The organism is Sphingomonas sp. 179-A 2A2 NHS (assembly GCF_045371305.1).
In the GTDB taxonomy this organism is placed as follows: domain Bacteria; phylum Pseudomonadota; class Alphaproteobacteria; order Sphingomonadales; family Sphingomonadaceae; genus Sphingomonas.
In genome coordinates this window covers 78052-90582 of the sequence record NZ_JBIQDE010000007.1, presented here as the reverse complement: position 1 = coordinate 90582, position 12531 = coordinate 78052, and the positions used below count along the sequence as shown (strand labels likewise).

Sequence of the window (12531 nt, the reverse complement as noted above, 5' to 3'; positions counted from 1 at the left end):
ATTTCACGCTTGGGGGTGGAAGCCTGACGGTCGCCGTTCTGCACCGCGAACTCCTCGACAAGCGACGCTAGATCAGCGTCGATAATTTCACGCTATGCTTTGGGCTTGCCCGTCTGACACCGGGAACGAATGTGCTGGCCTTCTGCACAGGCGTGGGATGGCTGCTGCGTGGCTGGTGGGGTGCGCTGGTGGCACTGCTAGCGTCCTCGATCCCTTGCACGATCATGGTCGTGGTCGCGACGGCGTTGTTCAGCGAAGCAGAGGGCAACCGCTGGGTCCAGGCCGGTATCCACGGCGCTATCGCGGCTGCCGTGGCGATCACCGTCAAGACATGCTGGACGATCGCGCATCCCCATTGGAAAGGCCGCGCGCGGCCCCGCGTTGCAGTCATCGGCGCAGCGGCCTTCCTGCTTTACGTAGCGGCAGGCCTATCTGCGATTGAAGTGCTGATGCTCGCGGCGGTCGTCGGTGCGGTCCTGCCTCCGGTGCGTGCATGAACCTGTTCCTGCTCTATCTGCTGCTGCTCAAGGGCACGGTCACGGCGTTTGCCGGGCTGGCATCGCTGCCGGTCATTCAGGACTCGCTGGTCGCGCACCACCACGTCCTGACCGACAAGCAACTGAACGAGGCCGTGGTCATTACACGCAGTTCGCCGGGGCCGGTCGGCCTCTACATCGTCAGCGTCGGCTATTTCGTCGCCGGTGTACCCGGTGCGATTGCTGGGTGGCTGGCGATGATAACGCCTGCCGGGATCATGATCCCGCTCGTCCATTTCGTCGGACGCCGCATGGAAAACCCGCGTGTCCGATCGGTCCTGCAATGCGTCGTCATCGCCAGCGCCAGCGCCGGTCTGCTGCTAGCCGCTGCGATCCCGCTGGCGAGGGATGGTCTGACCGATCCTGTGACGATCGCGATCGCGCTGGTCAGCTTCGGGCTGCTGCTCACAACGAAGATCGATACGCTGTGGATCATCCTCGGGGCGGCGATCGTGTCGTTGTCCGCGACCGCGCTGGGGATCGTGGCACGGTCACTGTGACATTCACGTCATCAGGGCGGCTTCCATCGCCTGCGCAACGTCCACCGACAACTCGTCGGCGCGGCGCACAGCTTGGTCAAGCCGAGCCAATTCAAGACGCCGGGAGGCGATTTGACCTAACGGCTCGTGCCGCGCTTCGGCTCGAGCAAGCTCGCGTGCGTGATTGGCGCGCATCTTTTCGAAGAGAGGAAGGGCAGCTTTTTTCGGCTGAGCATGCACGCACCCGAGGCAAACGAGGCCTTTTGGGCAATAATCGCCGGCTGGCAGCGCGCAGAGGTGAGTCCCCATGTCACGCAATCCGCAACTACGCTCCAGAGCGGTCCATTCCTCGGCCGTCGGTGCTTTCAAGACCTCTGGACCATGAACGGTTTGATAAACCCCTCGAACGTGGCGCCGATATTCTTCGACAAGCGTACCAGGATAGAGCTTCGCATAAATCATCACGGTGTCGAGCCGCTCGTGGCCCAGCAATGCTCTTAAGACGTGTGGCGGCGTACCGTTATTCAGATGCTCCGAGGCAAACACGCGCCGGCAATCATGTGGAGCGATGTCGAGCCGACTTCCGTCATGTCGGCGAGCTCCTGCCTTACGAGACAGCTCAACCAGCCCTGCCCTGATGGTGGACCTTCCAATCATATGAGGCCGAGTGCGGCCTTGAAGGAGATAGGGCGCTCGAGGGAGCGGCTGTTGCTGATGGAAATCGAAATGATCGATAGGGGGGACCTGATCCAGACCGTAGAAGCGTTTCACGTGAATGATGATTTCCGACAGCACCTTGCCGAGAGAGTCTCCGATCGGGATCAACCTGGCTTTATCAAATTTAGAGGGCTCAACATGTAGCAGAAAATAGGACAGTCCCGAGTTATCGGTCCGGCGGAGTATATCAAAGACGGTGAGGTTGTGCGCTTCCTCTATGCGTAAACCACTTTGAACGAGAAGTTCTATAAACGCCCAGTTCCAGAAGGCTACGGCCTCGGATCGCCAGGCTTCTCGGCTAGCATTACTGGCAAGGTGGTCCCGTGCCGCCTGCCATTGTTCGTGCGCGAGGGCTCGCACCTTCGGCATTTCCCGCTCCAGATCAATTATCCGGCGCGTCATTGCCGCTTCTTTCTGACGAAGAGCCTGCGAGATTTCCGGCAGCTGGGTTTCACGGAAGCTTAACGGCAATGCGGGCGGCGCGTATTCTTGAAATGGAGACGCCTCCTCGATCGACCAAGTGGAGATATCGCTGAAGAATGTGCGGACAGTCGCCAGATCGTGGTTGGCCGTCGTGCTGCCCTGACCGACACCGCTAGGGCTTGATCGGCAGTTAGCCCGTGCTGCCGCGAGGCTGTGTGGTATATAGGCCTGAATATGATCAGGCCGGATGCCTGCTGTAGAGGCAATCTGCGGGTAGCAGGCCTTCATGAAACGCCAAAATCGAGCAAGTCCCTGCAGCTTGCTCCTCAATGTCGAATATCTTGATGAGATGCGGACCTGATACGCCTCGAGGTATAGGCGGGTAACCTCGCGATATTCATCGGGCAGTTGTCGCGCGCGTACCATCTCCGCCAGGGTGGGCGCGACGGCGGGACGCCGGTCACGCACAATCCCGCGCAGCGGTGTTCGGTTGAAGACACCCATCGTGCACAAGGCGGCATCGAGGGCATCCGATCCAAATTTGAAGCGGCGTTTACGCTCACCAGTTGAGTGGAGCAGATCTGAGTCTTGGAAATCGCTCAGTGACCAGTAGTCGTTGATGAGAACGGTGCGGGTCGCAAGATGCAACGCGCTGGCGCGCACTGTTTGCGAATATGACATGTTTGGTAGGTTAGTGATCGCGAGAGCAATCCCCTCAAGCAACGCACGGAGTGGGGCGTCTGGAGGAAGCAACAAGCGGACCCAGTTCAAAGCTCTGTATCCGCCTAGGAAATCATCTGACGGCACGACTAACCGTAACATAAGTGGCGTCAGGAATATGTTATTACTGAACCGTGCCGCAGTGAGGTCCCGGCCCTTGACGTTCTTGATCCAAAACGTCTCGAAGCTCATCCAGCGATCCGCTAGCGTTTTCCCGTCGAGCTGATCAAGATGGTCGAAGAAATGACCGACCCCTTGGGTAATTAGATACGCCGCGGGGTTGCGCTTGTTCCGGATCGCTGCAGTGTTAAGATGATGAGCCCAATCAAACACTAATCGTTCCAACGCTTGGCGATCGTAGCATGCTGAGCGGAGATCTTGCACAGAGGACCGATCGGGCCATGACCGCTCACTCATGCCTGCCGTCCTTGAAAAGGAGCTCGAGCTCAGTCAGTGTCTGACTAGTATACGCGAAAGCGTAAGCCCGCGGATCATGATCGTCAGGCGCTACCGCAGCACGTTGTTCGAGGTCTTGGATTGCCCGGACCATCCTTTTCATGGGGACATGGACATAGGTCGCGGCAGTGGTTTCCGGGGAGGAATGAGCCAGGAATGCCTGTACCAGCGCCAGATTATCCGTCGTATCAAGTAATCCTTGGGCGAATGTATGCCGATAGGAATGGGCTGTTACCTGGCGTACACCGGATCTTCGCCGCAGGTCTCGAAGCAACGTTTCGAACGTTGCATAGGTAAGGGGTTTTCCTCTTCCTCTACGGAAGCTGATCCAGGCCGCTGAGTGATCCGCGGGGGGCCGCTCGGTCCGGAGATATTCACTGTAGATAGGCCAAAAGGGCTCGCCGACCGGGATGATGTGCGACCGCCGCGAGCCCTTTAATTGAACGGTTATCATCCTTTTGAACGGGTCGATATCACCCAACTCCAAGCCAAGGATGCCGTGACGACCATTCACGTCGCTCCAGTCGCCAATTCGCTGCCCAGACCACTCAAGAAGCTTCAGTAGCGCTTGATCGCGCAAGCTCCGGGCGGAATTGAAAAGCAACGCGATCTCGAAAGCATCGAGTTGCCGATGGACTGGCCGCGGAACGCGTCGTCGGAGATCAGCCCGAGCACGTCTTTGACGTACGTGCATCGGCTTGGTTCGTTCACTCTGCAAAGCAGTTGGAACAGGGTTCCTTTTGCCGGCCCATGCCGGGTTGTCGATGTGAATATCGATCAGGAATCTGTAAAAGCCTGACAGCACAGTGAGACGATGGTTGGTCGTCGCCGGCCCTGGCGAGGATCCTTCGCTACGATATGCGGCGATGTATTTGGCGATATCGCTTGGGGTTATATCCTCAAACAGTTCGCCTCTGGCCAGTACCCACGAATGAAAGTGAATCAGGCCGAAGGCGTAGCCTCGAACAGTGTACGGGGATCGACCGTTGAGGACGAGCCAGCGAAGATATGCGGTAATGTCCGCCGGCTTGTTCCCTTCGGCGTCTACGACGCCGAAGGGAACAAGCCCCGGTTCACGGACAACACTGAACTCGGGCATATGCCGACTCCGTCGCCAATCACGTCACTTATTGTAACGGATCTCACGATGTCAGAAAACACGAGATAAGGTGTCGATTCCTTCGAGCGCCGACAGCTCTGCCAGCGCGCGTCCGGATGCTGGCCTTGCGGCAAGGCCGCCCAGGATCTCGCAGCAAACGCCCTGCGCTCCAGGACCGCCGTGATCCGCCTCACCGCTGCCAACTCTTACGGGCGACCGATCGCGACGGTGACGGTGGCCGGCAAGGACCTCGGGGAACGCCTCATCCGCGCCGGTCTTGCCGTGCCCGAACTCCAGTATCTGCAGAACGACCCCGGTCGCGCTACCCGGTACCGGGCAGCATTCGTACAAGCGAAGGCCAGCAGGGCAGGGGCCTTCGCCGGTACATGGATCGAACCATCACGCTGGCGCCACGGGGAACGTCTTCGCTGTGAACGACGACCGGCCCCCTGACATTCAGGGCGACGGCATCGTCTCCGTCCACCAGGACGGACCCTGCTCGAATTCGCCATCCAGCTTCACCATCGGCCCATCAGGCGTATCGGCGACATAGGGCTTCATGAGCGGCATCAGCGTGGTCTTCATCCGCTTCTGCTCTCCCGCGACGCGGCCCCTCCGTTCCAGAAGGTCCTCGAGCCACTCAAGATCGTCGAGCATGGCGACGACGCCTCGGCCCGCAAGGCAGAAGTAGATGCAGCGCTGGAAGTCGTCAGCACCATCGTTGGCGAGGATCGCTGCCAGCTTCAGCTTGCCACCGGGCACGCCTTCATGGACCCAGCTGACCGCCTCGCGCAGCTCGCGGACGGAATAATAGGCGTCCTCGACGTCGATGCCGATTGCGGCGTTCGCGATCATCCTTCGCGTCGGTCGGTTGTCGGCATCCAGCGCCGCGTCCCGCAGCGTGATGTCGAGGTCGAACCGTTCTCTGAAACTGGCGGCCGTCATGGCAAATCTCCTGCGATCGGGAACGTAACGTGAACAATGGCTTCCGTCAACCGCGTCGTCTCCCCACCATTCAGAAGGGGCAATCAATGGATATCGAGATCATCGTCGGGCTTCCGCACCTAGGCGACGGTCCGATCCTCAGGCGAGCCTGCACGCTGCGGCAGCCCACGCTGATCTCAGCGAACTGTCTGTCGCGCTGGTCAGACCGGCGCGGCTGGCGCGAATGGACGGGCTGGCGGGTCGGTCAGCTTCGAAACGCACGAGGCCTGGCGTCGCTCTGTCTCGATTCCGGTGGGTTCGTCGCAGCGGCCCGCTATGGCGGCTTCCCATGGTCGCTGGCGGACTATGTCTCGCTTGCAGCTGCCTATCCCTTCAAATGGTGGGCGAGCGCCGACTATTGCGTCGAGCCCGAGATCGCCGCCGACAGAGAGGAGGTCATCGACCGGCTCGCCCGGACGATCAGCGCCAACCGCGATTGCCGCAGGCTCGCCGAGGACCAAGGCAACGCCGATACCTTGATCCCGGTGATTCAGGGCTGGCGGCCGACCGACTATGAGCGATGCGTCGACGCCCTCTCGGGCTCGCTCCGGCCTGGGGCGCTTATTGGTGTCGGAAGCATGTGCCGGCGCGACATCCATGGACCGGAAGGTCTCATCGCTGTCGTCGATCACCTCGACCAGATCCTGCCGATTGGTGTCCGGCTCCATGCCTTCGGCGTGAAGGGCACAGCGCTGCCATTCTTGCTTCCGTTCCGCCACAGGATCGCTTCGATCGACAGCCAGGCCTATGGGATCAGCGCGCGACGAGCAGCCCACACTGCCCGCACCCCCAAGACGGACGAGTTCGTCGCGGATCACCTGGAGCGTTGGGTGGCGGGTCAGCAACGCAGGCTGAGCGTGCCGCCACAGCGGCTCCCCCAGCAGCTCCACGCGGAGCGTGAGAACCCTCCGTCCGATCCCTGGGAAGCGGCGATTTCGCGAGCCCGTTCGGAAATCCGTGACCTCATCGAGTCCGGCGATCTCGACCATGACGAAATTACCGCAGCCTGGGTCGAGCAATGGGCCGCTGACATCCACCGAAGGCAAGCCGCCGAGCAATGAAGAGGGGAGGGGGAAGGGCAGGGTTGAGCATCAGGCTCGACGGAAAGAGGGCGCGCACCCGCGAAGGAGGCGCGACGCCAATCCCGAAGGAGACCCGCCTTGACCCCATCGCACCCGCATGCAGCCATGACGCTGCCGCTCTCCAAGATCATGCTTGGGTACAATCCACGTCGCTATTTCGACCGTAAAAAGCACGAGGACCTGGTCGCCTCGTTCCGGCTGCGCGGCATGCTTCAGCCGATGCTCCTCCGCCCGGCGGCCGGCGGCGACGACACCTACGTCGTTGTCGCGGGAGGCCGCCGGTATCGGGCCGCGCTCGAGGCCTTCGGCCCAGAAGGGGAGGTACCCGTCGTCATCCGCGAGATGACCGACCAGGAAGCGCTGGAAGCGGCGATCGACGAGAACGACAATCGCGACGATGCGTCGGAGACGGAGCAGGCGGACGCCGCCGTTCGGGTTCTCGCCGCCTGCCAGAATGATCGTGCAGAGGCGGCGCGGCGGCTCGGCTGGTCCCAGGCCAAATTCGACCGCCGCCTCGCCCTCGCGAATCTCTCCGACGACGTGAAGCTCGCGCTCGATGAGCGCCGCATCAAGGTCGGGCATGCCGAGCTGCTCGCTGCCATTCCAGCGGACAAGCAGGACAAGGCTCTCGACACGATCACCGCTTCCGGTCTCGACGTCGGAAAAACGCGCGACCTCCTGATGCGCGTCACGCAGGATCTCGCCAACGCCTGCTTCGACAAGACCGAATGCATGGCCTGCCCGTTCAACTCCGGAACGCAACGAGCCCTCTTCGAAACCCATGTCGATGAAGGCCATTGCACCAATCCCGGCTGCTTCCAGCTCAAGACCGAAGCAATCGAAAAGGCCCGGATCGAGGCCCAGGAGCGCGCTGCGGCTGCCGCACAGGCCGAGGCCGCCGACCGGCAAGCGGACGGTGACGATGGGGAAGCTGCTCCCGACGCCGACGAGCTGGCCGATACCGACGACGATGGCGACGGTGAGGCCTCGCATCCAGGGGTTCGAGCGGCCGCGGTCGCGGCCAATCGGTCGTCGTCCGGCGCGATCGTCAAGCCGGCCGCCCGGGCTGGCGGTGCGACCGTCTCCGCCAAATCGATCGCCGGCCGCACCGCCGATCTTCGGGAGGCGACCTGGCGAACGGCGCTTGCCCGGGGCCTCGCCGATAATCCGTCCCATGCGCATGCCGCGATCCTCGTCGCCGGCCTGACTGGTACGCTCGCGCAGATCAAGCCGGCTACCTTGACGTCGCGCGCCGGGCTGCTGGTCAACCCTTCGTTTCCCGACCTGAGCTTCGAAGAGAAGATCGAGGGGATCCGCGCGCTTTCGGACGCGCAGGCAGCGACCACCCTTGCCGCCATCGCGGCGGCCTATGCGCGCGATGTGCAGTCCTTTGCGCATGTCGCCGACCTTGCCCGAGCGTTCGCAATCGACATCCGGCACGGCTGGCGTGTCGATCGATCCTTCCTGGAGCGGTACACAAAGGACGAGCTCAAATTCATCGCCCAGGAGTGCGGCCTCATCGCGCACATGGGCGAGAAGGCGTTCGCAAAGCTGCTCGCTTCCAAGAAGGCCGACCTTGTCGCCGGGATGCTCAACGCGGTCGGCTTCGATTGGGCCGGCCGCCTGCCGAGCGGCATGACCCTCGACGGGAAATACGGGTCTCCTCCGGCCCCTATTCGCCCCAACGCCGACCGCGGCATTCCCGCGATCGCGGCCTGACGGCCCTCGCTTCCCTCCAAAATAAGGACTGACAATCATGCTGATCGCAAGTCTTTTGCCGTTGCTCGGCCGCTACTCGCTCGGATTTGACCTCGTGGCGGGTCCGGACGAGACCGTTACGTTGACCGTCATCCCTCGCGCAACTGAGGGCAAAGCCCAGCGGCCCGATACGGGAGAGCTGCGGCCGATCTCGATCACGGCGACGGCAGCGGAAATCGACATCGAACTCGCCAAGGGGGCAGACGGCGCGCTCGGCCAGCTTATCGCTTCGCGCAAGACCCTCGCCGACCAGATATCTGAGCAGCGCGAGGCGGCCGAGGCCGCACGCGCGGCGTCGGCGGAAGCGGCCAAGGCGAAAGCCGCCTCCGCAGCACCCCGACCGTCCACGCCGAGCAGCTCGCCGGCCACGCCGCCCGCGGGCGCGCTTCCGGCCGATGCCAAGTCGGACGAACCCGCCAGCCTCTGGTGAGCACCTCGAGCCCCTGTCCAGCGCCAAGGAGTACGCCCCAATGCAGATCAACCAGCTTGACCGCGCCTATCGATATGACGGCATCGATCTCCCGGTTCCACCCCATCTCGCGCACGACCCGCAGGCTCTGCGTGCCTATCACGCAACGCTCTACCCGGCGATCCTCAACGCCGAGACGGTCGACGCCGGCGTGAACGGGGGTGTCCACGTCACCGAATACCGCCGCGCCGTCGGCACAAAGGGTTGATCGTGCCCCGCCGTCACGGCGGAGCCATCCCCGCCGCACCGCGCAAGACGCTTCTCGAATGGATCGAGTTCGATGATGGCAACGCAACCGGCATCTCCCAGCCTTCCTGCAGCATCCAGGCCCGGGCCCTCCATGCGCAGCTCGCGCTCGAGTCCACTCACCCAAGCCACTCTCCGGAGCCGCTTCAGCCACCGGCAAGCCTCCGACTTCCGCCGCTCGGCTGATCTCGCCGGCCGATCGGTCGAGATCTCGCCCGACATACCACTGACCTTCGACCAGCCTCTTGCACGACACCATAAGCTAATCGGGCGTTGGGTCGTGTCGCGCGAGAAGGCGACGAGACGATATTCCCGCTGCGAGGCGCGACGGCGCATCGAGCATGTTTTCAACTCTGCCGCTGTCGAGGCGCTGCGTCCGATCGACCTCGCCGAGCTTCGCGTGGTCGTGCTCAACGGCGAGTCCGAGGGAGCGCCGGCAATCGTGATCATCTGCGAGAGCATCGGCCAACTGGATCTCGGATGGATCGAGACCAGCGAGGCGCCGATCGCCTGGCGCGCGGCTGCCTACGTGGCGCTCGAGCAGACCCTGGGGGCTGCCCTGCCGATCTTCGGCTATCAGGATCTCTTCGACGAGATATCAATGTACTATTGGGATGGCGAGACTGACGATGACGCCGCCCGCCAGTGCCTCATCGACTATCACGGCGCAGACCCCGGCGATCTTGACGAAGTCGCGCTGCCGTCGACCATGGAGGCCAAGAAGCCCGCATGGATGATCGCGGCGAATGCAGCGCCGCTGGCGAAGCTTCCTCTCGACCTTCGCAAGGCACTACGCGAACTCCGCAGCGCTCACGACGCGCTTCGGCGCCTGCCGGGAGATTGCAACGCCTGGCACTTCGACGGGCAAATTCTCTACGAATATGTTCCCGGCCTCGAGGAATGTTCGACGCTGCCCCCGTTGACGCTCGTGCCGGTCGAGTTCTTCGCGGCCGAGGTGGACGATGTCGGACGCCACGGCATGGAATACGGCTTCATGGATGTCGCGGGGATCTGCCCGCTCTCCGAAGCCGCGCACGTCGAGCGATGGTTCGCGTCGCTGCGGACCGGCGCTCACTTCCTGCTCGCTGCGCAACAGCTGATCCAGCTCGATCCCGACAAATTGTGAGGCCCCCATGCCGGACCATAGCGCCCATTTCGAAGCCACCGCCGGAGGCATGGTGCTTACCAATGCCATCCTCCTGTACCGCACCGAGAGCCCCCGAGGGCTCGATCCCTACCGCGCCCCCGGGCAGGATGGACATGCCTTTGCCAGCATCCATCATGTGGAGCATGGCGGCGAAGGCGGGCCGACGATCGCCGCCGGCACGCCGCTGACCCGCGCCCACCTTCGCCAGTGGACCGAGGCCCTCGGGCGCGCAGCGCCGCCTCAGATCCTTCCCCACAATGTGCTGGTCGCCCATCGCGACATGCTCGCCTGGTGGACGCCCGAGCAGGTCCGCCCGGCTTATTTCCATCTGTCCACACCGCCGGCCGGCCTGCGGGTCCTCGCGCAACGGACGATCCGGCCCATTCCGTATCCCGCCCAGCTGTTCGTAGCGACGCCGCGCAGGCTCGGGGTCTATGCACTCGCCGAAAATGAGCGCCCCTCGGCGACCACGCGGGTGCTCCATTCGCCGGTCCTCAACGTCTTCGTCGACGGCTCTCTCTGCTGGGGGAACATCCCGAGGCCGCGCACGCTGGACGTCGCGGCCATTCCCGACTTCGAGCGGGCGCTGTTCGATTCCTGGTCGACGCACCCCAATCCCGGGCAGGAGCTGACCGTTACCGGCAAGGGTGGCCTGCTGAAGCTGTGGGACGACCTTGCGGCGCGCCAGGCGACGCGCTTCCCGGTGAGACGCCTCCGGCCGTTCATCTGCACAAGCCAGCGGCGGCCTTCGAGAAAGGCCAACGCCGAACCCATGACGCTGGAGCGGCTGATCGCCGAGGGCGCGGCGTCATGACCGTCCTCGCCGACGATCCCACCGCGGCCGCCATTCTCGCCGCGGCGCCCTGTTATCCGGTTCCGCCGATCGGTCGGTCCCCCGCGATCGACGCGGTACGCGCCTCCCGCACAGGCCATTGCCTCGCGGTCGGCAGGGACGGTGTCATGCTCATCGTGCGACGGCCATGGCTCGAGCTCGACATTCCTGTCACGCCGGCATTCCCCGCCTACCTGCCTTATGGGAGCGTCGGCGAGCGCCGGGCGGAACTGCGCTGCGGGCTGATGCCCAGCGAACTGCTCGGCCGGATTCTCGATCAATTCCGAGCGGCCTTGCCCAACGAAGCTGCCGCCTTCGTTCTGTGGAACGAGAAAGAGCGGAACTTCTCGATCCACTACCCGCACATCGACGATGCCACTCCCTCCCGCGTGACCTATCGGTCCCCGATACTGGCGCCCGACCAACATCTCATCTGCGACATCCACAGTCATGCGCATGGCGCGGCATTCTTCAGCGCGACGGACGATGCCGACGACGCGCACTCCACCAAGATCGCGCTGGTGCTCGGCCGTCTCGGCCAACCGGAAGGGCCGGCCATCGCGTCGCGGTTGTGCGCCGGCGGGATGTTCCTGCCGCTGCCGCGCAGCCCGTTTTCAGGAGACGACGATGCAGCCTGACATCCCCAATCGCCACTATCTTCCTGCCGGCTTCGACAATCGCGCGATCAAGGTCCTTCTTGTCGGCTGCGGCGGGAATGGCGCGCAGATGCTGATGGGACTGGCTTCGCTCGAGACGGCACTACGCGCGATCTCCACCCGGTCGCTCCAGGTCACCGTCGTCGATGACGACGTCGTCAGCGAAGCCAATCTCGGACGGCAACCCTTCTACCGATGCGATCTCGGCGCTTCCAAGGCCCGCACGCTCGTCGAGCGGATCAATCTCGCGCACGGCCTTTGCTGGCGAGCCGTCCATGGCCGCGCTCCCGAAGCGGTCAAGATCGCCGACGCGGATATCCTCATCAGCTGCGTCGACACCGCTTCCGCGCGCCGCGCCCTCGGCGCCGAGCTGGCGAAAGGGACGTCCGTGCCCGCCTACTGGATGGACCTCGGCAACCGCGCCGGAGACGGGCAGTTCCTGATCGGGTCGCCTCGCCGCTCCACCGGCCACGACCGGCGGCGCCTCCCGACCGTCCTCGAGTATTTCCCCGAGATCGCCGACGAAACGGTACCTGGCGATGATGCGCCGTCCTGCTCGGTGGCCGAGGCGCTCGAACGGCAGTCGCTTTTCGTCAACCGCGTCCTGGCAAGCCACGCTCTGGCGCTGCTGTTCGACCTCGTCGCGCGCGGGTCGATCGGCCACGCTGGTGGCTTCATCAACCTCATTCGCGGGCAATGCGTCCCGATCCCGCTTCCCGCGGTCGAGGAGGCGCAGGATCAGCGCCCATCGGCCGCGCTGCCCGGACCGGCGTGATGGGCGCTCGATCCTCCAAGGCCGAGGTGCGCAACCCCGTTCTTGGCCTGCCGGCGGTCGCCCGCCTCCGGGCACTCAGTCCCGAGGCTACGCGCCGAACGGAGCTGGCGGAGCCGCAAGCCGCCGGTTGCCGCATATTGGGCCGCCTGCGG

The 12531-nt window shown here is 63.7% G+C and carries 13 protein-coding genes and 1 pseudogene; 11 read left to right on the top strand and 3 right to left on the bottom strand.

Features of this window, described 5'->3' with window-relative positions:
• Positions 1 to 71: 71 nt before the first annotated feature.
• Both ACH0AE_RS15905 and ACH0AE_RS15900 read left to right on the top strand, forming a co-directional pair.
• Positions 72 to 497, top strand: coding sequence for a chromate transporter (locus ACH0AE_RS15905; protein WP_406875974.1), 426 nt, complete (start codon positions 72 to 74; stop codon positions 495 to 497).
• Entirely contained in the window at positions 494 to 1036 is a 543-nt protein-coding gene (locus ACH0AE_RS15900; protein ID WP_406875930.1) for a chromate transporter, read from the top strand. Before ACH0AE_RS15905 ends, ACH0AE_RS15900 begins: the two co-directional genes overlap by 4 nt.
• A gap of 3 nt (positions 1037 to 1039) precedes the next feature.
• Here the strand turns inward: ACH0AE_RS15900 and ACH0AE_RS15895 are convergent, their stop codons facing one another.
• Positions 1040 to 3208, bottom strand: coding sequence for a tyrosine-type recombinase/integrase (locus tag ACH0AE_RS15895; RefSeq protein WP_406875929.1), 2169 nt, complete (start codon positions 3206 to 3208; stop codon positions 1040 to 1042).
• 76 nt (positions 3209 to 3284) lie between these two features.
• Entirely contained in the window at positions 3285 to 4430 is a 1146-nt protein-coding gene (locus ACH0AE_RS15890; protein WP_406875928.1) for a tyrosine-type recombinase/integrase, read from the bottom strand.
• A gap of 69 nt (positions 4431 to 4499) precedes the next feature.
• Between ACH0AE_RS15890 and ACH0AE_RS15885 the strand changes: the two are divergent.
• Positions 4500 to 4883 (top strand): annotated as a pseudogene (locus ACH0AE_RS15885) (thermonuclease family protein); the annotation flags it as partial.
• Between the two features lie 3 nt (positions 4884 to 4886).
• On the opposite strand, the gene ACH0AE_RS15880 reads toward ACH0AE_RS15885, so the two are convergent.
• Positions 4887 to 5375: a hypothetical protein gene (locus ACH0AE_RS15880; RefSeq protein WP_406875927.1), complete on the bottom strand. Its 489-nt coding sequence runs from the start codon at positions 5373 to 5375 to the stop codon at positions 4887 to 4889.
• Between the two features lie 86 nt (positions 5376 to 5461).
• On the opposite strand from ACH0AE_RS15880, the gene ACH0AE_RS15875 reads away from it, so the two are divergent.
• The 8 genes from ACH0AE_RS15875 (at position 5462) to ACH0AE_RS15840 (ending at position 12379) form a co-directional block, all read left to right on the top strand.
• Entirely contained in the window at positions 5462 to 6475 is a 1014-nt protein-coding gene (locus ACH0AE_RS15875; RefSeq protein WP_406875926.1) for a hypothetical protein, read from the top strand.
• 99 nt (positions 6476 to 6574) lie between these two features.
• Entirely contained in the window at positions 6575 to 8215 is a 1641-nt protein-coding gene (locus ACH0AE_RS15870; protein WP_406875925.1) for a PRTRC system ParB family protein, read from the top strand.
• A gap of 37 nt (positions 8216 to 8252) precedes the next feature.
• Positions 8253 to 8684 carry a PRTRC system protein E gene (locus ACH0AE_RS15865; protein ID WP_406875924.1) on the top strand — a complete coding sequence of 144 codons (432 nt, stop codon included), beginning with the start codon at positions 8253 to 8255 and terminating at the stop codon, positions 8682 to 8684.
• Positions 8685 to 8724: 40 nt separating this feature from the next.
• Complete coding sequence (locus ACH0AE_RS15860; RefSeq protein ID WP_047100433.1) at positions 8725 to 8931, top strand: PRTRC system protein C; 207 nt, start codon at positions 8725 to 8727, stop codon at positions 8929 to 8931.
• A gap of 318 nt (positions 8932 to 9249) precedes the next feature.
• Positions 9250 to 10095, top strand: a complete 846-nt coding sequence (locus tag ACH0AE_RS15855; protein WP_406875923.1) for a hypothetical protein — start codon at positions 9250 to 9252, stop codon at positions 10093 to 10095.
• Positions 10096 to 10102: 7 nt separating this feature from the next.
• The gene (locus ACH0AE_RS15850) at positions 10103 to 10930 is read left to right on the top strand and encodes a PRTRC system protein B (protein WP_406875922.1); all 828 of its coding nucleotides are present in this window, start codon (positions 10103 to 10105) and stop codon (positions 10928 to 10930) included.
• The gene (locus ACH0AE_RS15845) at positions 10927 to 11586 is read left to right on the top strand and encodes a PRTRC system protein A (RefSeq protein WP_406875921.1); all 660 of its coding nucleotides are present in this window, start codon (positions 10927 to 10929) and stop codon (positions 11584 to 11586) included. The genes ACH0AE_RS15850 and ACH0AE_RS15845 overlap by 4 nt, the downstream gene beginning before the upstream one ends.
• Positions 11576 to 12379, top strand: coding sequence for a PRTRC system ThiF family protein (locus tag ACH0AE_RS15840; protein WP_406875920.1), 804 nt, complete (start codon positions 11576 to 11578; stop codon positions 12377 to 12379). Before ACH0AE_RS15845 ends, ACH0AE_RS15840 begins: the two co-directional genes overlap by 11 nt.
• The last annotated feature ends 152 nt before the right edge of the window (positions 12380 to 12531 follow it).

Excerpts from the sequence above, each read along its gene's own strand:
- ACH0AE_RS15900 (WP_406875930.1), top strand. The coding sequence starts at position 494 with ATGAACCTGTTCCTGCTCTATCTGCTGCTGCTCAAGGGCACGGTCACG.
- ACH0AE_RS15890 (WP_406875928.1), bottom strand. The coding sequence starts at position 4,430 with ATGCCCGAGTTCAGTGTTGTCCGTGAACCGGGGCTTGTTCCCTTCGGC.
- ACH0AE_RS15880 (WP_406875927.1), bottom strand. The coding sequence starts at position 5,375 with ATGACGGCCGCCAGTTTCAGAGAACGGTTCGACCTCGACATCACGCTG.
- ACH0AE_RS15875 (WP_406875926.1), top strand. The coding sequence starts at position 5,462 with ATGGATATCGAGATCATCGTCGGGCTTCCGCACCTAGGCGACGGTCCG.
- ACH0AE_RS15865 (WP_406875924.1), top strand. The coding sequence starts at position 8,253 with ATGCTGATCGCAAGTCTTTTGCCGTTGCTCGGCCGCTACTCGCTCGGA.
- ACH0AE_RS15860 (WP_047100433.1), top strand. The coding sequence starts at position 8,725 with ATGCAGATCAACCAGCTTGACCGCGCCTATCGATATGACGGCATCGAT.
- ACH0AE_RS15850 (WP_406875922.1), top strand. The coding sequence starts at position 10,103 with ATGCCGGACCATAGCGCCCATTTCGAAGCCACCGCCGGAGGCATGGTG.
- ACH0AE_RS15845 (WP_406875921.1), top strand. The coding sequence starts at position 10,927 with ATGACCGTCCTCGCCGACGATCCCACCGCGGCCGCCATTCTCGCCGCG.
- ACH0AE_RS15840 (WP_406875920.1), top strand. The coding sequence starts at position 11,576 with ATGCAGCCTGACATCCCCAATCGCCACTATCTTCCTGCCGGCTTCGAC.